Origin of the sequence: Streptomyces anulatus, from assembly GCF_000721175.1 — a bacterium.
Lineage (GTDB): Bacteria > Actinomycetota > Actinomycetes > Streptomycetales > Streptomycetaceae > Streptomyces > Streptomyces anulatus_C.
Genome location: NZ_JOEZ01000047.1, coordinates 1 through 23,320, shown reverse-complemented (window position 1 = coordinate 23,320; position 23,320 = coordinate 1). Strand labels below are relative to the sequence as shown.

General features: G+C 72.7%; 18 protein-coding genes and 3 pseudogenes. 18 read left to right on the top strand and 3 right to left on the bottom strand.

All coding sequences use genetic code 11. The annotated features are described in order from the left end of the window. Positions 1-53: 53 nt before the first annotated feature. Positions 54-1,871: a gamma-glutamyltransferase gene (gene ggt / locus IG90_RS0135565; RefSeq protein ID WP_030594230.1), complete on the top strand. Its 1,818-nt coding sequence runs from the start codon at positions 54-56 to the stop codon at positions 1,869-1,871. Positions 1,872-2,074: 203 nt separating this feature from the next. Here the strand turns inward: ggt and map are convergent, their stop codons facing one another. Beyond that, on the bottom strand, positions 2,075-2,842 hold the full coding sequence (gene map, locus IG90_RS0135560) for a type I methionyl aminopeptidase (protein ID WP_030594228.1): 768 nt from the start codon (positions 2,840-2,842) through the stop codon (positions 2,075-2,077). Between the two features lie 72 nt (positions 2,843-2,914). On the opposite strand from map, the gene IG90_RS0135555 reads away from it, so the two are divergent. The 8 genes and pseudogenes from IG90_RS0135555 to IG90_RS0135520 all read left to right on the top strand — a co-directional run bounded on the left by IG90_RS0135555 (position 2,915) and on the right by IG90_RS0135520 (position 10,774). Further along, positions 2,915-3,184 (top strand): helix-turn-helix domain-containing protein, encoded by a 270-nt coding sequence (locus IG90_RS0135555; protein ID WP_030594227.1) that lies wholly within the window; start codon positions 2,915-2,917, stop codon positions 3,182-3,184. Between the two features lie 51 nt (positions 3,185-3,235). Then, positions 3,236-3,616, top strand: coding sequence for a PPOX class F420-dependent oxidoreductase (locus tag IG90_RS0135550; protein ID WP_030594225.1), 381 nt, complete (start codon positions 3,236-3,238; stop codon positions 3,614-3,616). Between the two features lie 157 nt (positions 3,617-3,773). Next, positions 3,774-5,291, top strand: coding sequence for a hypothetical protein (locus IG90_RS0135545; RefSeq protein ID WP_030594222.1), 1,518 nt, complete (start codon positions 3,774-3,776; stop codon positions 5,289-5,291). 198 nt (positions 5,292-5,489) lie between these two features. Further along, positions 5,490-6,332, top strand: a complete 843-nt coding sequence (locus tag IG90_RS0135540; protein WP_030594220.1) for a nitrilase-related carbon-nitrogen hydrolase — start codon at positions 5,490-5,492, stop codon at positions 6,330-6,332. Next, a complete protein-coding gene (locus tag IG90_RS0135535) occupies positions 6,329-7,612 on the top strand; it encodes an aspartate aminotransferase family protein (RefSeq protein WP_030594219.1) in 1,284 nt (427 codons plus the stop codon). The genes IG90_RS0135540 and IG90_RS0135535 overlap by 4 nt, the downstream gene beginning before the upstream one ends. Positions 7,613-7,716: 104 nt before the next feature. Then, positions 7,717-8,187 (top strand): annotated as a pseudogene (locus IG90_RS0135530) (dihydropyrimidinase); the annotation flags it as partial. A gap of 145 nt (positions 8,188-8,332) precedes the next feature. After that, a complete protein-coding gene (gene hydA / locus IG90_RS0135525) occupies positions 8,333-9,724 on the top strand; it encodes a dihydropyrimidinase (protein ID WP_030594215.1) in 1,392 nt (463 codons plus the stop codon). Positions 9,725-9,772: 48 nt separating this feature from the next. Beyond that, complete coding sequence (locus IG90_RS0135520) at positions 9,773-10,774, top strand: TIGR03842 family LLM class F420-dependent oxidoreductase (protein WP_030594213.1); 1,002 nt, start codon at positions 9,773-9,775, stop codon at positions 10,772-10,774. A gap of 244 nt (positions 10,775-11,018) precedes the next feature. Here IG90_RS0135520 and IG90_RS42950 read toward each other — a convergent pair. Next, positions 11,019-11,201: pseudogene (locus tag IG90_RS42950) on the bottom strand (hypothetical protein); the annotation flags it as partial. Between the two features lie 328 nt (positions 11,202-11,529). Between IG90_RS42950 and IG90_RS0135510 the strand changes: the two are divergent. From IG90_RS0135510 to cobF, 7 genes and pseudogenes are all read left to right on the top strand, one after another. Beyond that, the gene (locus tag IG90_RS0135510; RefSeq protein ID WP_030594209.1) at positions 11,530-11,916 is read left to right on the top strand and encodes a hypothetical protein; all 387 of its coding nucleotides are present in this window, start codon (positions 11,530-11,532) and stop codon (positions 11,914-11,916) included. A 176-nt stretch (positions 11,917-12,092) separates the two neighbouring features. Continuing rightward, on the top strand, positions 12,093-13,571 hold the full coding sequence (locus tag IG90_RS0135505) for an amidase (protein WP_030594207.1): 1,479 nt from the start codon (positions 12,093-12,095) through the stop codon (positions 13,569-13,571). A 37-nt stretch (positions 13,572-13,608) separates the two neighbouring features. Continuing rightward, a pseudogene (locus IG90_RS40120) lies at positions 13,609-13,863 on the top strand (response regulator transcription factor); the annotation flags it as partial. 104 nt (positions 13,864-13,967) lie between these two features. Continuing rightward, the gene (locus tag IG90_RS0135490; protein ID WP_030594205.1) at positions 13,968-16,190 is read left to right on the top strand and encodes an NADP-dependent isocitrate dehydrogenase; all 2,223 of its coding nucleotides are present in this window, start codon (positions 13,968-13,970) and stop codon (positions 16,188-16,190) included. A gap of 124 nt (positions 16,191-16,314) precedes the next feature. Continuing rightward, positions 16,315-17,901, top strand: coding sequence for a molybdopterin-dependent oxidoreductase (locus IG90_RS0135485; protein ID WP_030594203.1), 1,587 nt, complete (start codon positions 16,315-16,317; stop codon positions 17,899-17,901). Between the two features lie 119 nt (positions 17,902-18,020). Beyond that, the gene (locus IG90_RS0135480; protein WP_030594202.1) at positions 18,021-18,680 is read left to right on the top strand and encodes a fasciclin domain-containing protein; all 660 of its coding nucleotides are present in this window, start codon (positions 18,021-18,023) and stop codon (positions 18,678-18,680) included. A 180-nt stretch (positions 18,681-18,860) separates the two neighbouring features. Next, positions 18,861-19,652, top strand: a complete 792-nt coding sequence (cobF, locus tag IG90_RS0135475) for a precorrin-6A synthase (deacetylating) (RefSeq protein WP_030594200.1) — start codon at positions 18,861-18,863, stop codon at positions 19,650-19,652. Positions 19,653-19,731: 79 nt separating this feature from the next. On the opposite strand, the gene IG90_RS0135470 is transcribed toward cobF, so the two are convergent. Then, positions 19,732-19,929 carry a hypothetical protein gene (locus IG90_RS0135470; protein ID WP_018961481.1) on the bottom strand — a complete coding sequence of 66 codons (198 nt, stop codon included), beginning with the start codon at positions 19,927-19,929 and terminating at the stop codon, positions 19,732-19,734. A 449-nt stretch (positions 19,930-20,378) separates the two neighbouring features. On the opposite strand from IG90_RS0135470, the gene IG90_RS0135465 reads away from it, so the two are divergent. Then, a complete protein-coding gene (locus IG90_RS0135465) occupies positions 20,379-21,350 on the top strand; it encodes an Imm49 family immunity protein (protein WP_030594198.1) in 972 nt (323 codons plus the stop codon). 212 nt (positions 21,351-21,562) lie between these two features. After that, on the top strand, positions 21,563-23,140 hold the full coding sequence (locus IG90_RS0135460) for a pyridoxal phosphate-dependent decarboxylase family protein (protein WP_030594196.1): 1,578 nt from the start codon (positions 21,563-21,565) through the stop codon (positions 23,138-23,140). Positions 23,141-23,320 lie beyond the last annotated feature (180 nt).

Below are 23,320 nucleotides of genomic sequence, written 5' to 3'. Positions count from 1 at the left end.
TTCCGGGTTCCCCGGGGCTACCCTGCGGCGAGATCCGTTGACTGGAGGTACGTATGCGCCGTTCCGTCGGTCGGAACACGTCGCTGTTGGCCGTCCTCGCCGTGGTGGCATCGGTGGGGTCCGCCGCCCCGGTGGCCTCGGCTCCATCCGCCGCCCCACGTCCCACGCCGTCCAAGTCCCCGGTGGCGGTGGGCCACGGGGGAGCGGTGGCGAGCGTCGACCCGGACGCGTCGGCCGCCGGGATCGAGGTGCTGCGCAAGGGCGGCAACGCGGTGGACGCGGCGGTGGCCACCGCCGCGGCGCTCGGCGTGACGGAACCGTACTCGGCGGGCATCGGCGGCGGTGGCTACTTCGTCCTCTACGACGCCGAGAAGCGCACCGTGCGGACCATCGACGGCCGCGAGACCGCGCCGCGCAGCGCGGACGCCTCGCTCTTCCTGGAGAACGGCAAACCGATCCCGTTCGAGGAGGGCATGACCAGCGGCCTCGGGGTCGGCACGCCCGGAACCCCGGCCACCTGGGAGCGGGCCCTTGACGCGTGGGGCTCCAAGTCCCTGCGTACGCTGCTGAAGCCGGCCGAGCGCCTGGCCCGGGACGGCTTCGTCGTGGACGGCACCTTCCGCTCGCAGACCGCGTCCAACCAGGCCCGGTTCGCCGACTTCCCGGCCTCCGCGAAGCTGTTCCTGCCGGGAGGTGAACTCCCTGTCGTCGGCTCGGTGTTCAAGAACCCCGACCTGGCCCGTACGTACGAGAAGCTCGGCCGCGAGGGCGTCGGCGAGCTGTACCGGGGCGAGTTGGCCGACGACATCGTGCGCACCGTGCGCAAGCCGCCCGTCGACCCGGACGCCACCCGCGTGGTGCGGCCCGGCGACCTGACCGGGGGCGACCTCGCGTCCTACCGGACCCTGCGCAGGGACCCGACCAGGGTGAACTACCGGGGCCTGGACGTCTACGGCATGGCCCCCTCCTCGTCCGGCGGCACCAGCGTCGGTGAGGCCCTCAACATCCTGGAGCACACCGACCTCTCCCGGGCCGACCGGACCCAGTACCTGCACCGGCTGATCGAGGCGAGCCGGATCGCGTTCGCCGACCGGGGCCGCTGGGTCGGCGACCCCGCGTTCGAGGACGTGCCGGCCGAGGAACTGCTGAGCCGGCGGTTCGCGGACGCGCGGGAGTGTCTGATCCGGGACGACAAGGCGCTGACCAGCCCACTGCCGCCGGGCGACCCGCGCAACCCCGAGCGGTGCGGCAGCGGCGGCAGGGCCGCGCCGACGACGTACGAGGGCGAGAACACCACGCACCTGACGACGGCCGACAAGTGGGGCAACGTCGTCGCCTACACCCTGACGATCGAGTCCACCGGAGGCAGCGGCATCACCGTGCCGGGCCGCGGTTTCCTGCTCAACAACGAGCTGACCGACTTCTCCTTCGCCCCCGCCGATCCGGCGGTGCACGACCCGAACCTGCCGGGTCCCGGCAAGCGGCCGCGCTCGTCGATCTCGCCGACCATCGTGCTGCGGCACGGCAAGCCGGTCCTCGCCCTCGGCTCGCCGGGCGGGGCCACGATCATCACGACGGTGCTCCAGTCGCTCACCGGACACCTGGACCGGGGACTCCCGCTGGTCGACGCGATCGCCGCACCGCGCGCCAGCCAGCGCAACGCGCCGGCGACGGAGATCGAGCCGGACCTGTGGAACAGTCCGGTGCGCGCCGAGTTGGAGAAGCTCGGCCACGCCTTCAAGCGGAACCCGGAGATCGGAGCCGCCACCGGAGTGCAGCGGCTGCCCGACGGCCGCTGGCTGGCGGCGGCGGAAAAGGTGCGCCGGGGCGGCGGCTCGGCCATGGTGGTGCATCCGGACGGCGGTCACTGAGCCGGCCGGACGAGGCAGGGGCGGCGGGGCCGGTATCACGCGACACAGGGCGCGGTACCGGCCCCGCGGCCTTGAGCGACGCGCCCAGGGGACCCGTACGGGGGTCCCTCGGACTACGGAAAGGGTCCTTCCGTACCAAGCGCACCCGCATACTCGCCCTGACGGTTCGTCGGGCGCTCATAGCCGGCTTGCCCGTACGGCGGTCACAGCGCGGTCAGGACGCGCGGGCCGTCGTTCGTGATCGCCACCGTGTGCTCGGCGTGCGAGGCCCGGCTGCCGTCGGTCGTCCGCAGCGTCCAGCCGTCCTCGTCGTGGCGGAACTCGTCGCCGCCACCGCCGATCAGCATGGGCTCGATCGCCAGGACCATCCCGTGCCGCAGCCGCATGCCGCGGCCAGGCCGTCCCTCGTTCGGCACGGACGGGTCCTCGTGCATGGACCGGCCGATCCCGTGGCCGCCGTAGCCCTCCAGGATGCCGTAGCCCGCCGAGCGGCAGACCGTGCCGATCGCGTGGGCGATGTCGCCGATCCGGTTGCCCACCACGGCCGCCCCGATCCCGGCCTCCAGGGCCTGGTTCGCGGTGGTGACGAGCCGGGTGTCGTCGGGGCGGGCCTCGCCCACGGTGAAGCTGACCGCCGAGTCGCCGGCCCAGCCGTCGAGGAGGGCGCCCGAGTCCACACTGACCAGGTCCCCGTCCCGCAGCGGCTCGGCCGACGGGATGCCGTGCACGACCGCGTCGTTGACCGAGACGCATACGACGGCCGGGAAGGGGGTGGGAGCGAAGTGCGGCTTGTAGTTCAGGAACGGCGAGGAGGCACCGGCCGCCCGCAGCACCTCGCGGGCCGCCTCGTCCAGTTGGCGGGGCGTCACGCCGACCGCCGCGACCTCCCGCGCACGGGTCAGGATCTGCGCGACGACCCGGCCGGCCTCGCGCATCGCTTCGATGTGTGTGTCCGTCTTGATGTGCACCATGCCCATTACTATACCGGTCGAAGCGGTATAGTAATAACGGTATAGAAATGGCATCCCGTGTAGGATGGCCTCATGGTCCGCACCCCTCTGACACCCGAAGAACGCCTGCGCGGCGAACGGCTCGGCGCGCTGCTCCGCCAGGCGCGCGGGGAGCGCAGCATGGCCGCCGTCGCCGCGAGCGCCGGAATCTCCGCAGAGACCCTCCGGAAGATCGAGACCGGCCGCGCTCCCACCCCCGCCTTCTTCACCGTGGCCGCCCTCGCCGGCGCGCTGGGCCTCTCCATGGACGAGATCCTCGGCCGCTGCGCGCCCGAACCGGCCGCGACGCCGCTGATCGCGTAGCCGCACGGCCCTGACTGACCGGACGGCCCCTGGGGCGCGTAGGGTCGCGCCGTGACTCTCCAGGACTTCGCGCGCAGCGAATACGTCAGCCTGACCACGTACCGGAAGGACGGCACACCCGTCGCCACGCCCGTCTGGGCCGCCGCCGAGGGCGACGTGCTGTACATCTGGACGCGCTCCGACTCGTGGAAGGTCAAGCGGCTCCGCAACAACGGCAAGGTCGTCGTCACCGTCTGCGACGTACGCGGCAGGATCGCCGACGGTGCCCCCAGCGCGGAGGGCACGGCGAAGCTCCTCGACGAGGACGGCACCCGCGCGGCGCGCAAACGGCTGGCCCGCAAGTACACCTGGAAGTTCCGGCTCGTCGACTGGCCGGCGACGGTCGCCCGGCTCGGCAAGCGCCCGCACACCGGGATCGCCGTCACCTTCTGAGCAAGGTCGCCGTCGCCGGAGTGCGAAGGGGCGCACGGCCGGACGGCGCGCTCCCGCCGCAGCGTGCCCGAAAGCTGTGCGTAGCCGTCCCGTAACACGGCTGCGGTCGAATGCCTCCGGACTGGAAGGCTCCAGTCGACGGTCGGCGAGGGCGACGATGACGGTGCATCAGCAGGCTTACGAAGTAGGGGCGTTCGCGCAGTACCTGCGGGATCTGGTGGCCCGGCTGGACCCCGGACGCGGATGGTACGGGGTCTTCGCCCGGCGCGATCCGGCAGGCATGCGGTCCTGCCTCGACGGAGTGGAGGTCCCGCCCTGGGACGTGGTGGAGTCGCTGCTCGCGGACCTCGCCGCGCTGCACGGCGCCCGGTTCGCCGAGCAGGTGTCGGTCCGGGCCGCCGCGCTCTACTCCGCGTCCGCCGCCACCCATGACCGGCGGCCCGGCGGACGCCAGGAGCTCGTCCACCGGCTGGAGTTGATGGTCCGCGAGCAGCACCGGGCGGCGGAACGCCTGCGCGGCACCGGGCCCGGCGGCCCGGACCCGGCCGAACCGGAGGCGCTGGCCTGGGCCCGCGACGACCACGAACGGGCCACCGCCCGGTGCGCGGAGCTGCGCAAACGGCTGGCGGCCGTGACGGTGCCCGAGGGGTGGTTCCGGGAGGAGGGGGCCGGTGGGGCGCCCGCCAAAGCCGCCGGGGCTGCCGGGTCCGCGGTCTCCGGTGCGTCCGCCGGGGCCGATGGGATCGCTGGGCCTGCCGGGGTGGACGGGACCGCCGCGGCCCCCGTGCCCGCCAGGGTCCCGCAGCCGCGCGCCGAGGTTTGGGACACGGCGGCCGGGGACCCGCGGCCCGGGCGGCCCGCAGGAGACAACGGCCCCGGGGCCGACACCCCCGAGCCCCCGGCGACCGCCCCCGCCCCCCGGCGCAAGAAGCCGCGGGGCGCCCGGTTCGCCGGTCTGGAGGTCGACGAGGGGGAGGCCGGCTACGCCCCCTCACCGCTGCCCGGGCCGCCCGCCGCCCCGCGCTCGGGCGCGCCCGCCCCGCGCGGCGCACGCTTCGGCGGCGCGGGGGAGGAGGACCGTGGGGCCCGGGACGGGGCCGGGCGGGACCGTGCGCCGGACGCGCTGCCGGATCCGGCAGCCGGGCAGGCCGTCGCCGGAGCCGTCGCCCGACTGGTCCGGCTGCGCGCCGAGGGCCGCGGCGGCGAGGCGCACGTGGTGCTGTGCGACGTCGCCGCCTGGCCCGCGCCCCGGCTGCCGGTGCTCGCGGTCGCCCTCCACCGCGCCGGGCTCGCCGCCGACTGGACGACCCTGCTCTGGGAGGTGTCCTCGCTGCCGCCCGCCGGGTTCGCCGCCGCGGCGGGCGCGCTGGCGGCCGCCGGGCGCGAGGCGGACTGCGGGCTGCTGCTGCGCCAGGGCGTCGCCCGGCCCGCCGCCGAGGTCGCCGAGGCGGTGCTCGCCCTGGACGGCGACGGCCGGGAGCGGGAGGCGCGGGACCTGCTCGGCGCCTTCGTCCGCGTACGCGCTCCGCAGGAGGCCGCCCAGCTCGCCGGGACCGGCGGGACCGGCGGGACCCGGCTGCTGCCACTCCTCCTGGCGGCGGCCCGCGAGGTGTCGGTGGAACGGGAGTGGGACCTGGTGCACGCGCTGCGGGTGGCGGGCGTGCCGGGGGTCTGAGTTTCAGCGGGAGGCGCGGTCGGACCGGTACCGTGTCCGATGTGGACCGCTCGGGTGCGAAACATGATCGACTCCGCCGGTTCACGGCGATGGTCTTGCCCCGCCGGACGCAGGGGCTTACGTTCTCCATCCATGCACCGATCTACGTGCGTAGAGAACGCGTAGAGGCTCTCTGACGCCGCGTCGAAGGAGCAGCTCATGTCCCACGTCGTACGCGCCGCACTCGTCCAGGCGACCTGGACCGGCGACACCGAATCCATGATCGCCAAGCACGAGGAACACGCGCGCGAGGCGGCCCGGCAGGGGGCGAAGATCATCGGATTCCAGGAGGTGTTCAACGCCCCCTACTTCTGCCAGGTCCAGGAGCCCGAGCACTACCGCTGGGCCGAGCCGGTCCCCGACGGGCCGACCGTCCGCCGCATGCAGGACCTGGCCCGCGAGACCGGCATGGTGGTCGTCGTCCCGGTCTTCGAGATCGAGCAGAGCGGGTTCTACTACAACACCGCGGCCGTGATCGACGCCGACGGCTCGTATCTCGGCAAGTACCGCAAGCACCACATCCCGCAGGTCAAGGGATTCTGGGAGAAGTACTACTTCAAGCCCGGCAACGCCGGCTGGCCGGTCTTCGACACCGCCGTCGGCAAGGTGGGCGTCTACATCTGCTACGACCGGCACTTCCCCGAGGGCTGGCGTCAACTCGGCCTGGGTGGTGCCCAGTTGGTGTACAACCCCTCGGCCACCTCCCGTGGACTCTCCAGCCACCTCTGGCAGTTGGAACAGCCGGCCTCCGCCGTCGCCAACGAGTACTTCGTCGCCGCGATCAACCGGGTCGGCCAGGAGGAGTACGGCGACAACGACTTCTACGGCACCAGCTACTTCGTCGACCCGCGCGGCCAGTTCGTCGGAGACGTCGCCAGCGACAAGGAGGAGGAACTCCTCGTCCGCGACCTGGACTTCGACCTGATCGAGGAGGTCCGCCGGCAGTGGGCCTTCTACCGGGACCGACGGCCCGACGCCTACGACGGGCTGGTGGAGCCGTGACCGCACTGCACGAGCGCCACCTCGCCGTCAGCCCCGAGTGGCTGGCCCTCTACTACCGCCACCCGCTGGAGCTCACCCACGGCGAGGGCCGCCACGTCTGGGACGCGGACGGCAACCGCTACCTGGACTTCTTCGGCGGCATCCTCACCACGATGACCGCCCACGCCCTGCCCGAGGTGACGAAGGCCGTCACGGAACAGGCCGGGCGGATCATCCACTCCTCCACCCTCTACCTCAACCGCCCCATGGTGGAGATGGCCGAGCGGATCGCCACCCTCTCCGGCATCCCCGACGCCCGGGTCTTCTTCACCACCTCCGGCACCGAGGCCAACGACACCGCGCTGCTGCTCGCCACCGCGTACCGCGGGTCCAACCAGATCCTCGCGATGCGCAACAGCTACCACGGCCGGTCGTTCTCCACCGTCTCGATCACCGGCAACCAGGCCTGGTCGCCCACGAGTCTGTCCCCGCTCCAGACCCTGTACGTCCACGGCGGCGTCCGCAGCCGGGGACCGTACGCCGAGCTGAGCGACGAGCGGTTCATCCAGGCGTGCGTCGCCGACCTGGAGGACCTCCTCGGGCACACCCGCCGGCCCGCGGCCCTGATCGCCGAACCCATCCAGGGCGTCGGCGGCTTCACCTCCCCGCCCGACGGGCTGTTCGCCGCGTTCCGGGAGGTCCTGGACCGGCACGGGGTGCTGTGGATCTCGGACGAGGTGCAGACCGGCTGGGGCCGTACCGGTGAGCACTTCTGGGGCTGGGAGGCGCACGCCGGGAACGGGCCGCCGGACATCCTCACCTTCGCCAAGGGCATCGGCAACGGCATGTCGGTCGGGGGTGTCGTGGCCCGCGCCGAGGTGATGAACTGCCTCGACGCCAACTCCATCTCCACGTTCGGCGGTTCGCCGATCACCATGGCCGCGTCGCTCGCCAACCTCAATTACGTCCTGGACCACGACCTCCAGGGCAACGCCCGGCGCGTCGGCGGGCTCCTCATCGAACGGCTGCGCGGCATCGCCGCCGCTTCCCCCGCCGTACGCGAGGTGCGCGGCCGGGGCCTGATGATCGGCATCGAGCTGGTGAAGCCCGGCACCGACGAGGCCGACCCGGACGCCGCCGCGGCCGTCCTCGAAGCGGCCCGCGCGGGCGGACTGCTCATCGGCAAGGGCGGCGGCCACAGCACCAGCGTCCTCAGGATCGCCCCGCCACTGACCCTGACCGTGGCCGAGGCCGAGAAAGGCGCGGCGATCCTCGCGGACGCCCTGCGCGCGGCGGGCTGATCCCCGCCGGCCCCCGCAGGCCCGTACGCATACGAACCGCGCGGGGCCGCCCCGGCGTCGCGCCCACCGGGCCGGCGGGGGCGCCCCGCAGTGAGGAGAGATCCATGAGCCGCACCGTCATCCACGGTGGCCTGGTCACCGCGTCCGGCGAGATCCACGCCGACGTGCTCGCCGAGAGCGGCCGCATCGCCGCGCCCGCCGCCCACGGGACCGACGCCGCCGGGAGCTGGAGAGCCGCCCGCCGGATCGACGCGACGGGCATGTACGGCATCCCGGGCGGCGTCGACGGGCTCACCCATAGGGAGGCGCCGTCCGGCGGAACGTGCGCTGCCGACACCTTCGAGACCGGCACCCGGGCCGCGGCCTGGGGCGGCACCACCACCATCGTCGGCCTCGCCGGCCAGAGCGTGGGCCGCTCCCTGCGCGAGGGGCTCGACACCTCGTTCGCCAAGGCCGACGGCGACCGCGCGATCGACCACGCCTTCCACATGATCCTCGCGGACGCGAACCCGTCCTCGGTAAAGGCGATGGACCTCCTCGTCTCCGAGGGCGTCACCTCCTTCAAGGGTTTCGTTCGGTCGCGTGACCAGGGGTCTTCCAGCGGAGTAGGCCGTGTGCCGTGCGAGGTGGCGGCGTGAGGGGGCCGGCGGGCCGGGGCGTGGTCCCGGCCCGTGCCGGTGGTGGCCTGGTCGGTGGTCGGCGTGAAGGGAATGCTGGGAAATGACTCGGACTCTGATTACCGGTGGCCTTGTGATCACGGCCGCGGACGAGGTGCATGCGGATGTGCTGATCGAGCACGGCCGCGTGGTGGCGCTGGCGGCGCCGGGTACGCAGGAGTGGACGGCGGACCGGGTGATCGACGCGTCGCAGAAGTACGTGATCCCGGGTGGGGTCGACGCGCACACGCATATGGAACTGCCGTTCGGTGGCACGTTCGCGTCGGACACGTTCGAGACGGGGACGCGGGCCGCGGCGTGGGGCGGGACGACGACGGTCGTCGACTTCGCGGTGCAGTCGAAGGGACAGGCGCTCAAGGCCGGTCTGGACGCCTGGATGGAGAAGGCGGACGGGAACTGCGCGATCGACTACGCGTTCCACATGATCATGTCGGACGTGAACGAGTCGACACTGCGGGAGATGCCGAAACTGGTCGAGATCGGTGTCTCCTCGTTCAAATTGTTCATGGCGTATCCGGGTGTCTTCTATTCGGACGACGGCCAGATTCTGCGGGCGATGCAGGTGGCCGGGGAGACCGGCGGACTGATCATGATGCACGCGGAGAACGGCATCGCGATCGATGTCCTCGTCGAACAGGCGCTCGCCCGCGGCGAGACCGACCCTCGCTACCACGGAGAGGTCCGTAAGGCACTGCTGGAGGCGGAGGCGACCCACCGGGCGATCCAGCTGGCGCGGGTCGCGGGCAGTCCCTTGTACGTGGTGCACGTGTCGGCGCAGGAGGCGGTGGCCGAGCTGGCGGCGGCCCGGGACACGGGGCTGCCGGTCTTCGGCGAGACCTGCCCGCAGTACCTCTTCCTGTCGACCGACAACCTCGCCGAGCCGGACTTCGAGGGAGCCAAGTACGTCTGCTCGACCCCGCTGCGGCCGAAGGAGCACCAGGCGGCGCTGTGGCGGGGCCTGCGTACGAATGACCTCCAGGTGGTGTCGACGGACCACTGCCCGTTCTGTTTCACCGGTCAGAAGGAGCTGGGCCGGGGCGACTTCTCGCAGATCCCCAACGGGCTGCCGGGGGTGGAGAACCGCATGGATCTCCTCCATCAGGCGGTGGTGGACGGGCACATCTCCCGCCGCCGCTGGATCGAGATCGCCTGCGCGTCCCCGGCCCGGATGTTCGGCCTCTACCCGCGAAAGGGCACCATCGCGCCCGGCTCGGACGCGGACGTCGTCATCTATGACCCGCATGCCACGCAGGTGCTGTCGGCCGAGACCCACCACATGAACGTCGACTACTCGGCGTACGAGGGGAAGACGGTGACCGGCCAGGTCGAGACCGTCCTCTCACGGGGTGAGGTGGTGGTGCATCAGCGGAAGTACGTGGGTCACGCGGGTCACGGGGCGTTCCTCCCGCGTGGTCTTTGCCAGTACCTGGGCTGAGTGGCCCGGGGTCTCGTCCGCCATCGACTCGAAATTTGGAGGTTCCGCGTGGACTTCGGACTCGTCCTGCAGACCGACCCGCCCGCCTCGCAGGTCGTCGGACTGATGCGCCGCGCCGAGCGCAACGGCTTCCGCTACGGCTGGACCTTCGACTCGGCGGTGCTCTGGCAGGAGCCGTTCGTCATCTACAGCCGCATCCTGGAGCACACCGACCGGCTGACCGTGGGCCCGATGGTCACCAACCCGGGCACCCGCACCTGGGAGGTCACCGCCTCCACCTTCGCCACCCTCAACGACATGTACGGCAACCGCACCGTCTGCGGCATCGGGCGCGGCGACTCCGCGATGCGCGTCGCGGGCCGCCGGCCCAACACCCTGGCCCGCCTCGGCGAGGCCATCGACGTCATCCGGGACCTCGCCGAGGGCCGGGAGGCGACGGTCGACGGGCAGCCGGTGCGGATCCCCTGGGTGAAGGACGGGCGGCTGCCGGTGTGGATGGCGGCGTACGGGCCCAAGGCCCTCGCCCTGGCCGGGCAGAAGGCCGACGGCTTCATCCTCCAGCTCGCCGACCCGTTCCTCACCGAGTGGATGATCAAGACGGTACGGGACGCGGCGGCCGACGCCGGACGGGACCCGGACTCCGTCACCATCTGCGTCGCGGCCCCCGCCTACGTCGGCGACGACCTCGACCACGCCCGGGAGCAGTGCCGCTGGTTCGGCGGGATGGTCGGCAACCATGTCGCGGACCTGGTCGCCCGGTACGGCGAGCACTCCGGCCTGGTCCCCGAGGCGCTCACCGCGTACATCGCCGGACGCTCCGGTTACGACTACAGCCACCACGGCCGCACCGGCAACCCGGACACCGCGTTCGTCCCCGACGAGATCGTCGACCGGTTCTGTCTGCTCGGGCCCGCCGAGGCGCACATCGAGAAGCTGCGCCATCTCAAGGGCCTCGGCGTGGACCAGTTCGCGCTGTACGACATGCACGACGCGCGCGAGGCGACCATCGACGCGTACGGGGCCGAGATCATCCCGGCCCTGACCGACTGACCGCCCCCGGCCGGCACGCTCCCGCCCGCACCGCCCCGCACGGCACCGTTCCCGAGGCCGACTACTGGATCGTCCGCCGCACGGTCCTCGACCTGGCCGACCCGGGATGCGCCCGGAACACATCAGTGGGTCCACCACCCGCTCATGCGCCTGGCTGGGAACGGTGCGGTTCCACAACATGGTGACCGTCTCGCTCGGCGGGACCGGCACGATCGACCACGTCAGTCGGACGGGAGCTGTACGGGTCCAGGGTGAGGTCGAGGCTCATGTCCGAGCCGCTCCCGTCGAGACTTCCGCGCGCACTCAGATGCAGGGATCTCACATCGAGAAGCGCATCGCGCGAGCGGTGGCCGATCTCCTCGGCGCCGAGCGAGTCGATGTCGTCGTCAGCCTGTGCGACCGCGCCACCCGTCACGGTGAGAGCGATCGCCGCCACGCCCGCGGCCGCCCGCGCGGCCCATCGGTGTCCGCTCCCATCGCCTCCTCGGAAAGGCGCCGGTCAGGGGCCGCGATCCATGGTGACCGGCACTTTCGAGCGTACGTCGGGAGCGGGGGGCGCCACCCGGCGCGCGCACGGAGAGTGAAGCGCGGCGGTGTTTTCGGCCACGGAGCGTGGGCAAAGCTGCGGTGATCCCGCCCGGGATCACGTACGCACGACGCATCGCGTGCGTGCACACCAGGAACGCGTACGCGCGCACGAGGCACCACGTGCGTACACACCAGGAACGCGTACGCACGCACCACGAAGGAGAACCATGAACGGCTTCACGGGGACGAAGTACAAGGGCGGCACGGCCAAGGGGAAGCGCTCCCGGTCCGCCCTGCGGGCGCTCGCCGCCGCGTCGACGGCGGCCGCGCTGGCGGTCCCGGTCACCGCGGCGACCGCGACCGCCGCCCCGGCCGCGATTCCGCCCGGCCTCTCCTGCGACACCGGCAAGCACGCCATCGACGACTACACGGGCTTTGCGCTCTGTCGTAACAACGGCAGCCAGACGCAGACCTTCTGGGTCCATCTCGTCTGCGGCTGGTCCCCGGACGTCGACGGCAACCGCGTCACCCTCAGGCCCGGCGAGTCCGGCCAGTCCACGGCCCACTGCGCCGGCCTCGGCACCGGAATCGGCGAGATCCACGTCCACCCGTGACGCCGGGGTCGTAGCGCCGTAGGGCCTCACGACCGCGGCAGCCCGAACGGCCGGAGCGGACAGAACGGCCGGAACGGTTGAGCGTGCCGCCTCCTCTCGTTACCCTCCAGTAAGTACGTGTAGGCGCAGCCGGGACGACCGGCCGGCCTCACGGACCCGAGGGAGGCGGCACGCCCATGTCCTCAGCGGAGCCCACCGAACAGACCGGCCCGGCCGTACGGGACCCCGGCCGGGCCCCCCACCCGGCCGCCCCCGTTCCGCCGCCGGCGCCCGGGCTCGCGGAGAGCGCCCGCCGGCTCGCCGACGCCGCCACCACCTCCGTCGCACTCGTGGCCGACACCCTCGCCCGGATCGAGGCCACCCAGCCCACCCTCAACGCCTTCCGCCACCTGCGCGCCGAAGCGGCCCTCGACGAGGCGGCGGAGGCCGACCGCAGGCTCGCGGCGGGGGAGCGGCTGCCCCTGCTCGGTGTGCCGGTCGCCGTCAAGGACGACACCGATGTGGCGGGCCTGCCCACCCACTTCGGCTGCGACGGGGAGCTGCCCCCGGCCGCCTCCGACAGTGAGGCGGTCCGCAGGCTGCGCGCCGCCGGGGCGATCGTCGTCGGCAAGACCAACTCCTGCGAACTGGGCCAGTGGCCCTTCACCGAAGGACCCGCCTTCGGCGCCACCCGCAACCCGTGGAACACCGCGCACACCCCGGGCGGCTCCTCCGGCGGATCGGCGGCGGCCGTCGCCGCCGGACTCGTCCCCGCCGCCCTCGGCTCGGACGGCGCGGGATCCGTGCGCATCCCCGCCGCGTGGACGCACCTCGTCGGCATCAAGCCGCAGCGCGGGCGCGTCTCGGTCCACCCGCACCACGACGCCTTCCAGGGGCTCACCGTGAACGGCCCCCTCGCCCGTACGGTCGCCGACGCCGCGCTCCTGCTGGACGCCGTCGCCGGAGCGCACCCCGAGGACTTCCACCGCCCGCCCGCCGTGCGCGCCGCGGACGCCGCCCGCCGCGACCCGGGCCGGCTGCGTATCGCCCTCGCCTGGCGTCCCCCGCTCACCCTCACCGGCGCCGCACCGGACCCCGAGGTGCGCCGGGTGGTCGCCGCGCTCGCCGAGACCCTCGCCCGGCTCGGTCACCACGTCGAGGAGGCCCGCCCCCGGTACGGGCTGATCGGCCTCGCCTTCGTGCCCCGCGCCACGGCGGGCATCGCCGAGTTCGCCGCCCGTCACCCCGAACCGGCCCTGCTCGACCCGCGCACCCGCAGTGCACTGCGGACCGGGACGCGGCTGGGCGGGCGGGTGGTGCGGGCCGCCCGCGCCCGCGAAGTGCGCCAGCACCGCAGGATCGGCGCCCTCTTCGACGCCTCCGGCTTCGACGTGCTCCTCACCCCGACCACGGCCGCGCCACCGCCCCGGATCGGCTCCTTCGACCGCCTCAGCGCCTGGCGCACCGACGCCACGATGGCGGCCGCCTGCCCGTACGCCTGGCCGTGGAACGTCCTCGGCTGGCCCGGTGTGAACGTCCCGGCCGGATTCACCCGTACCGGCCTCCCCGTCGGCGCCCAACTCCTGGGCCCCTCCCGCAGCGAGGAGCGGCTCATCGCCCTCGCCGCCCAGCTGGAGGACGACCTGCGCTGGTACGAGCACCGGCCGCCGGTCTGAGGGACGAGGCTCACACCCGGGTGGTCCCCGGCAGACCCGCTCCACCGCCCCCGGCCTGGAGGCCCTCACCCGCCGTGAGCGGGAGGTCACCGCGCTGGCGGCCCGCGGTCTCAGCAACGAGGAGATCGCCGTCCACATGGTGGTCAGCCCGTTCACCGCCAAGACCCATGTGAGCCGCGCGATGATCAAGCTCGGCGCCCGCGACCGGGCCCAGCTCGTGGTCTTCGCGTACGAGTCCGGGCTGGTCGAGCCCCGGCCGAGGGGCGGCGAGGGCCCGGCCCCGGGGCGCTGACGCGCCCATGGTGCGCAAAGCCGTGCGGGGGCCTTGTGGAGCCCGGCACGGTGAAGAGATATCTTGATGTCAAGCAATGTTGCAGACGTGGAGCGGAGCACCCGGTGACTGACTCGACCATCATCTATACGCACACCGACGAGGCCCCTGCCCTGGCGACCTATTCGCTCCTGCCCGTCGTCGAGGCCTACGCCTCGACCGCAGGAGTCACGGTGGAGCGCCGTGACATCTCCCTCGCGGGGCGGATCATCGCCAGTTTCCCGGAGCACCTCAAGGCCGAGCAGCGTATCGATGACGCACTCGCCGAGCTCGGCGAGCTGGCCAGGACGCCCGGCGCGAACATCATCAAGCTGCCGAACATCTCGGCGTCGATCCCGCAGCTCAAGGCCGCGATCGCCGAGCTCCAGGAGCAGGGCTACGCGCTTCCGGACTACCCGGACGACCCGCGGACCGACGCCGACAAGGACGTCCGCGCCCGGTACGACAAGGTCAAGGGCAGCGCCGTGAACCCGGTCCTGCGCGAGGGCAACTCCGACCGCCGCGCCCCCGCCTCCGTCAAGAACTACGCCAAGGCCCACCCGCACCGCATGGGCGCCTGGTCGGCCGACTCGAAGACGAACGTCGCCACCATGGGCGCCGACGACTTCCGCTCCACCGAGAAGTCCGCGGTCATCGCCGAGGACGGCTCGCTCCGCATCGAGCTGCACGGCGACGACGGCACCACCACCGTGCTCCGTGAGTCCGTACCCGTCCTGAAGGGCGAGGTCGTCGACGCGGCCGTCATGCGCGTCGCCGCGCTGCGCGAGTTCTTCACCGCGCAGGTCGCCCGCGCCAAGGCCGAGGGCGTGCTGTTCTCCGTGCACCTCAAGGCCACCATGATGAAGGTCTCCGACCCGATCATCTTCGGCCACGCGGTCCGCGCCTTCTTCCCGAACACCTTCGCCAAGTACGGCGACCAGCTCGCCGCCGCGGGCCTCACCCCGAACGACGGCCTGGGCGGCATCCTCAAGGGCCTCGGCTCGCTGCGAGACGTGGGCGCCGAGATCCAGGCGTCCTTCGAGGCCGAGCTCGCCGAGGGCCCCGCCCTCGCGATGGTCGACTCCGACAAGGGCATCACCAACCTGCACGTCCCCAGCGACGTCATCGTCGACGCCTCCATGCCCGCCATGATCCGCACCTCGGGTCACATGTGGGGCCCCGACGGCGACGAGGCCGACACCATTGCCGTCCTCCCGGACAGCAGCTACGCCGGTGTCTACCAGGTCGTCATCGACGACTGCCGTGCCAACGGCGCCTTCGACCCGGCCACCATGGGCTCGGTGCCCAACGTCGGTCTGATGGCGCAGAAGGCCGAGGAGTACGGCAGCCACGACAAGACCTTCGAGATCCCCGCCACCGGCACCGTCCGCGTCGTCGACACGAACGGCACCGTCGTGCTGGAGCAGGCCGTCGGCGCCGGTGACATCTTCCGGATGTGCCAGACCAAGGACCTGCCCATTCAGGACTGGGTCAAGCTCGCCGTCACCCGCGCCCGCGCCACCGGCAACCCGGCCGTGTTCTGGCTGGACGAGGGCCGCGCGCACGACGCCAACCTGATCGCCAAGGTCACCACGTACCTCGCCGGCCACGACACCGACGGCCTGGACATCTCCATCAAGACTCCGGAGGAGGCCACCGCCTTCTCCCTGGAGCGCATCCGCCGCGGCGAGGACACCATCTCCGTCACCGGCAACGTGCTCCGTGACTACCTCACCGACCTCTTCCCGATCCTGGAGCTCGGCACCAGCGCGAAGATGCTCTCCGTCGTCCCGCTGATGAACGGCGGCGGCCTCTTCGAGACCGGCGCGGGCGGCTCGGCCCCCAAGCACGTCCAGCAGCTCGTCAAGGAGAACTACCTCCGCTGGGACAGCCTGGGCGAGTTCCTGGCCCTCGCGGTCAGCTTCGAGCACCTGGCCACCACCACGGACAACGCGCGGGCCCAGGTCCTCGCCGACACCCTGGACCGGGCGACGGGCACCTTCCTCAACGAGGACAAGTCCCCGAGCCGTCGCCTCGGCGGCATCGACAACCGCGGCAGCCACTTCTACCTCGCCCTCTACTGGGCCCAGGAGCTGGCGCGGCAGACCGACGACGCGAAGCTCGCCGAGGCGTTCGCGCCGCTCGCCAAGACCCTGGCCGAGCAGGAGGAGACCATCGTCGCCGAGCTGATCGCGGTGCAGGGCTCCCCGGCCGAGATCGGTGGCTACTTCCAGCCCGACCCGGCCAAGGCCGAGGCGATCATGCGCCCGTCCGCCACGTTCAACCAGGCCATCGCGACCCTCGCCTGACCTGATGTGAGGCGGACCCGTCCGCCTCGACGCTCCGCCCCGGCAGGCCTTCGTGCCCGCCGGGGCGGTCGGCGTTCGCGGGCCGATGTCATCCGGGACCAATCCGCCGGCCCCGCGGCTCCGAATGACGACCGTGAGGATCACCCGGACAGCCCTGACCCGCGGCGCGCTCGCCGCCCTGAGCGGACTGCTCGCTGGATTCGCCTCGCTGACCTTCGCCGAGCTCGTCTCGGCGGCCGTCAGGCCCGAGGCGAGCCCCGTGACAGCGGTCGGCGGAGCGGCCATCGACCGGACGCCCGCCGCTGTGAAGGACTGGGCGATCCGGAACTTCGGCGAGGACGACAAGCTCGTCCTGCAGGCCGGCATCCTCCTCACCCTCGCCCTCTTCGCCCTGGCCGTCGGCCTGTTGGCGCGGCGGCACCGGCGGACCGGCGCCGCCGCCGTCCTGCTCTTCGGCGTGGTCGGCACGGCGGCCGCCGTCAGCAGGCCGGACTCCACGGGCCTCGTGGACGGCCTGCCGTCCCTGCTGGGGGCGGTCGTCGGGGCCGTACTGCTGTACGTCCTCATCGGCCGGCTCACCGCACCGCACCGGATCGCGGGAGAGCAGGAACATGAGGCCGGCTGGGACCGGCGGGGCTTCCTGATCGCCGCCACGGCCGCGGCCGCCGCGTCCACGGCGGCGGGGGCCGTCGGCCGAGCCCTCAACGGGCGGAGCGCCCAGGACGCCGTCGCCTCACGTGAGGCCGTACGACTGCCGGCGCCGGACTCGCCCGCGAAGCCGCTCCCGGCGGGCGCCCAGCTGAGGGTCCGGGGCATCAGCCCCTTCACCACCCCGAACGACACGTTCTACCGCGTGGACACGGCCCTGGTGATCCCCAAGGTGGACGCCGGCTCCTGGCGCCTGCGCATCCACGGCAGGGGAGTGCGCCGGGACCTGGAGTTCACCTACCAGGACCTGCTGAGCCGCCCGTTGATCGAGCGGGAGATCACGCTCACCTGCGTCTCCAACGAGGTCGGCGGACCCTATGCCGGCCACGCCAGGTGGATCGGGGTCCGGCTCTCGGACCTGCTCAATGAGGCCGGGGTGAGGTCGCCGTCCCGGGGCGGCCCGGCCGACCAGCTCGTCACCCGGTCCGTGGACGGGATGACACTCGGCACCCCGGTCGAGGACGTCATGGACGGCCGGGACGCGATGCTCGCGGTCGGGATGAACGGCGAACCGCTGCCCCTCGCCCACGGATTCCCCGTGCGCATGGTCGTCCCCGGCCTGTACGGATACGTCTCGGCCTGCAAGTGGATCGAGGACATCGAGCTCACGACGTTCGACGACTACGACCCGTACTGGGTGAAGCGCGAGTGGGCCCGCAAGGCCCCGATCAAAACCCAGTCCCGGATCGACACGCCCAAGCCCTTCGGCCGCCCGGAGGCCGGGACGGTCATGGTGGCCGGAGTGGCGTGGGCCCAGCACCGCGGCATCGAGAAGGTCGAGATCCGGGTGGACGAGGGCCCCTGGCGGCCGGCGCAGCTCGCCGAACAGGGCACCGTCGACACCTGGCGCCAGTGGTCCCACCCGTGGAAGGCGACCCCCGGTGGTCACACCCTGACCGTCCGGGCCACCGACCGCACCGGCGAGGTGCAGACCGAGAAGCGCACCAAGACCGTTCCCGACGGTGCGAGCGGCTGGCACTCCGTCGTGGTGACCGTCGAATGACCCCAACGGACGTGCCGCCAGCACCAGTTGTCCGCTTCCGCTACGACCTTCCCTACGACCTTCCTTCCCCTGCGAACTTCCCCTGCCGATTTCCCCTACGAACGATTCTGGAGAATCCCATGAACGCCCTTCGCCACCGCCGCGCAGCCGTCGCCGTCGTCGCCGCCGTGCTGCTGCCCCTGTCGCTGACCGCCTGCGCCGAGGACGGCGCGGACAAGGCGTCCGACAACTCGTCCGCCGCGAAGTCGACCCCCGAGAAGCCGGCCGAGGACTCGCTTCCGGCAGCCGGTGACAACGCGTCGGCGGACAAGCCCTTCGGCCCGGCCTGCGCGGGCGTCCCGGCTGATGGGGCGGGCAGCTTCGCGGGTATGGCCAAGGACCCGGTCGCCACCGCCGCGTCCAACAACCCGGACCTGTCCACCCTGGTCACCGCCGTCAAGAAGGCCGGCCTGGTCGACACGCTCAACAACGCCGAGAACATCACGGTGTTCGCGCCGACCAACGACGCCTTCGCCAAGATCCCGAAGGCCGACCTGGACGCGGTCCTGGCCGACAAGGCCATGCTCACCAAGATCCTCACCTACCACGTCGTGGGCGAGAAGCTGACCCCGCAGAAGCTGGAGAGCGGCACCTACGACACCCTGGAGAAGACCACGCTCAGCACCGCCGGCTCCGGCGAGTCCTACAAGGTCAACGACAGCGCGAGCGTGGTCTGCGGCAACGTGCCCACCGCCAACGCCACCGTCCACATCATCGACACGGTCCTGATGCCGAAGTAGTCGGGCGGTCGCTCCGCTGCCGCGATGAACCGCCCCGCTGCGGGAGGGCCGAAACCAGCCCCCGTCCCTTCCGCAGCGGGGCATCCCCCTCTCTCGGCCCGAAGACCTTCCCGAGCGCCGACGACAGCTCCCGCACCGTCGGCGGACACCCACGCCTCGCTCCTGGCATGATCGGCCGACATGAGCGACGCACCCCGCCACATCCTCGTCATCGGCATGGGCGCCGGCGACCCCGACCACCTGACCCTCGCCGCGGTGAAGGCCATGCGCCGGGCCGATGTCTTCTTCGTGCTCGGCAAGGGCAAGGAGAAGGAGTCCCTGACCCGGCTGCGGCGGGACATCCTCGACGAACACCTCACCGGCCCCTATCGCGTCGTGGAGGCCGAGGATCCGTGGCGGGACCGCACCCAGCAGGACGGCGGGCGCTACACCTCGGCGGTGCACGACTGGCGTCACCGCCGCGCCGACATCTGCGAACGCCTGATCATCGAGGAGCTCGCACCGGGACAGTGCGGAGCCTTCCTGGTGTGGGGCGACCCGTCCCTGTACGACAGCACGCTCGCGATCCTCGACGACATCCGGGGCCGTGGCACGGTGGAATTCGGCCACGAGATGATCCCCGGCATCAGCAGTGTCTCCGCCCTCGCCGCCCGGCACCGCGTCACCCTGAACCGGGTCGGCCGCCCCATCCACATCACCCCCGGCAGGCGTCTCGCCCAGGGGTTTCCCGAGGACGACGGCGACATCGTCGTGATGCTCGACGGCCACGAGAGCTTCACCCACCTGACGGGCCGAGGCCTGTGGATCCACTGGGGCGCGTACATCGGCACCCCGGACGAGATCCTGGTCTCCGGCCCGCTCGACGAGGTGGCCGACCGGATCAGCCGCCTGCGCGCGGAGGCCCGCGAACGGCACGGCTGGATCATGGACACCTATCTGCTGCGCCCGACGGCCGACGGAACGGACGGCTGACGCCGTCCACCGCTGACGGGCCCACGTCGAGGCGCGGGCGGCGGCGGCCGCCGCACCTCGTCGTCGGACCGACGGGGTATCAGCGCCGGGTCTCGTGCGCCCGGATCACGCCGAGCCCGTGCCCCAGGCTCGGGCATTCGGCGGTCAGGTCGTCGCCCCGCACCAGATAGTCGTGCACCCGGCCGTCCGCCGGCCGTTCGATCGCGCGGTACAGCGTGCCGTTCACGGTGATCGTCCAGTCGTCGCCGTCCTGGGCCCACCCGACTGTCTTCTTCATATGGCGTTTTCCTTTCCTCGGTCGGCGTCGCCGGGGGCCGGCGGCCGTGTAGTGGGAAGAAGAACGGCTTGTGACGCTCCGTGGTTCCGCGTTCTCTACGCCATTCGGTTACATCTGGGTCACTGCCTTCGCTCAGTCGAGGTGAACGAGCTGACCGGGGATCAGGAAGCGTGTGACGAACAGCCGAACGGGCGCGGAACGGCCGGAGCTCGCCCGTCGAGTGGACAGTGTCTACCCGACGGCGCGAGAAGTTCCTCATGGAGGAACGGGGCCCCGCTCCGGGGGACCTGAGGCCGTCCCGGCCGGGCGTCCGTGGGTGACCCCGACCGCGGCCCGAAGACCCGCGGCGGGCCCGAGACCCGGGCCGCACACCCGTACGGACCGGCGCATGTCCGAGCCCGCTGATAGCGTGCCGCTTCCGGATCGAAGATCACGAAAGGACGGGGTACGTGCGGGAAGTGACGTGTCATGAGGTGGACGCCCGGCGCCTGGACGAGGCGTCGGAGGGCATCGTCGGGCGCGCCGTGGGGCGGTGGCATCTGATGCGTTACGACGACTCGGCCCCCAGGCGCATGGCCGAAGCGGCCGACGAGCTGCTCGACCACGTCGCCGCCCGCGCCGCCGGGCAGGGGACCGCGCTCGACGACGTGGCGCGCTCCGCGCTGCACACGGCGGCCGAGTGCCACCTGGGGGTGATGAGCGTCGGCTGCTTCCCCGACGGCGACCAGGAGATCCCGTTCCCGCTGATCGGTGAGAAGCTCAGCACCGAGGACATATCCTTCGGCGATGCCGTGGCCGCCGGCGGAGGTCAGGCCCCCTCCGCCCGGACCTGGCTCGACGCGTTCGCCGTCTCCCTGGTCAGCGGGCTGGTCTGGGACTGGCAGCGGGTGATCGGACTGCTGCTGCGCGCCGACTACGCGCCCGCGATCCACGAGGGCGTTCCGTACGCCCGGCTCGACTCGGTGTCGGACCCGGCGGACCTCGCCGCGATGGACGCTCTGTGCCTCTACCTGACCCAGGCGGAGGGCCACCAGCCCCGCCACTGGCCAACCGTGCCGCTGCGCAAGCCCGATGCCGACGAGCGGGCACGGGCGGCCGCCGTGCTGGACGCCGCAGGCACGCCGACCCCCGATCGGCGACTGCTGCGCGTGCTCCTCGACGACGAACAGCAGGCATTCGAAGAGGCGTTGGCGGCCCGGCTCGACATCTACCGGGAAAGCATGGGACCCGCTGCCGAGCCCCGCACCCTGCTGCCGCTCGACGCCCTCGCCCTGGCCGCCCTCGCCGTCCAGGTGCACGGATGGGAGCTGGGCGTCCGCTCCGGCTACCTGCCGCCCGACCTGCTGGGTGCCCCGGACGCGCTGCTCCGGGCAGCGGAGGCGGGAGGACCCGACAACTTGGGCCCCTGGTACGCGAAGTAGCCTCCATGAGCCGGTGGGCCGCTCGTCGCTCGCACCCTCGTAGTTAGGTTAGCCTAACCAGCAAATGCCCGGTGGTGGATCTTTCCGCCCCGGGTCCGCCCTGCGCGCGGACCCCGCTTCCGCACGGTCCGCCGCGCACTCCGACCGAAGGGCTTCGCCATGCCGCGTGCTCCGCTCCCCCTCCCCGGTGAAGCTTCCGCGGAGCGTCGGGCGTGAGCGCCGGTACGCCGCCGGCGCCCGGCGCGGGGGGTGTACGCAGAGGGCTCGTTGCGGGCGGTGCGCACGGGCCGGGCCGCCTGCGGGACCTCACCGCGATCGTCCTGGACGCGCTGGAGGACGCCGCCCCGGCCCGGGGCGGACCGCTGCCCGCCGGAGGGCCCGAGGCCGTGGCCCTGAGCACCCGCGCCCTCTGCGCGCCGGTTCTGCCGGAGGAGGGCGTCGGCCCCGAGGCCGCGCTCAGGGACGTGGTGCGCGCGGTCGCGGAAGGGGCCGCCGATCCGGCCGACCCCGCCTGCGTCGCCCATCTGCACTGCCCGCCGCTCGCCGTGGCCGTCGCTGCGGACCTGGCGGGGGCGGCCCTCAACCCCTCCATGGACTCCTGGGACCAGGCGCCCGCCGCCGGGGTGATCGAGGAGCTGACCACCGCCGCACTGGCCCGGCTCGTCCACCCGGCGGCCCCCGCCCCCGACGCGCTGATCACCAGCGGCGGCACCGAGTCCAACCTGGTCGCCCTGCTCCTCGCCCGGGAACGAGCGGTGCCCGGCCCCCTGCGGGTGGTGACCGGTGCCAACGCCCACCACAGCGTCCACCGCGCCGCATGGATGCTCGGTCTGCCCGCCCCCACGGTCGTCGCCTGCCGCGACGGCCGGATCGACCCGGCCGCCCTGGACCGTGCCCTGGCCGCGCTCGCCGGAGTGCCGGTCCTGGTCGTCGCCACCGCCGGAACCACCGACGAGGGGCGCATCGACCCGCTCCCGGAGATCGCCCGTATCGCCGAACAGCACGCGGCGCAGCTCCACGTCGATGCCGCGTACGGGGGGCCGCTGCTGTTCAGCGAGCGCCTGGCCCCTCTGCTCGCGGGCCTGGAGCACGCGGCCTCCGTAACGTTCGACCTGCACAAGCTCGGCTGGCAGCCGGTCGCCGCCGGTGTGCTCGCCGTCGCGGACGCCGGGATGCTCGAGCCGCTGTCCCTGCGCGCCGACTACCTCAACGCCGACGACGACACCGAGGCCGGACTCCCGGACCTGCTGGGCCGCTCGATCCGCACCACCCGACGCCCCGACGCCCTGAAGATGGCCGTCACCTTCCGGGCGCTCGGACGCCGGGGTCTGGGCGAACTGGTGGAGCACTGCGTGCGTACGGCCCACGGGATCGGCGATGCCGTGGACGCGCGGCCCGCACTGCGCCGCCGGCCCGGCGGGATCGGGATCAGCACCGTGCTGTTCCGGCCGACGGTGGCCGACGCGCTGCCCGACGAGGCGGGCGACGCCGTGGTCGCCGCCGTCCGCCGCACCCTGCTCGCCGAGGGACGTGCCGTGCTCGGCCGGGCGTTGGCGGAGGACGGCGACGGCCGGCGCCGCCTGTGGCTGAAGGCCACCCTGCTCCACCCGAGCGCCGCGACGGCCGACCTGCTTCCGCTGCTCGACCTCGTCACGGCGGCGGCGGACCGTGCCGCGGCCGAAGCCACGGGGGGCCGTGCGGTGGGCGAAGGCCCGGCGGACCGTGCCGTGGGCGAAGGCCCGGCGGCCGGAGGTGCTGGTACCCCTGCGGCGGAAAGGCTGTCGCCATGACGTCGACGAGGCGCACGACTCGCCGCGAGTGCAGGGGCACGCCGTCACGTCCGGCCGAAGAACGACGGTGACGACGCGGACGGGCCGCACGGTGGGTTCACCGTGCGGCCCAGGGCGGGTCTGTTCGCCGGGGGTCAGCCCTTGCGGTTGTTGATCTCTTCGGTGAGCTGGGGGACGACG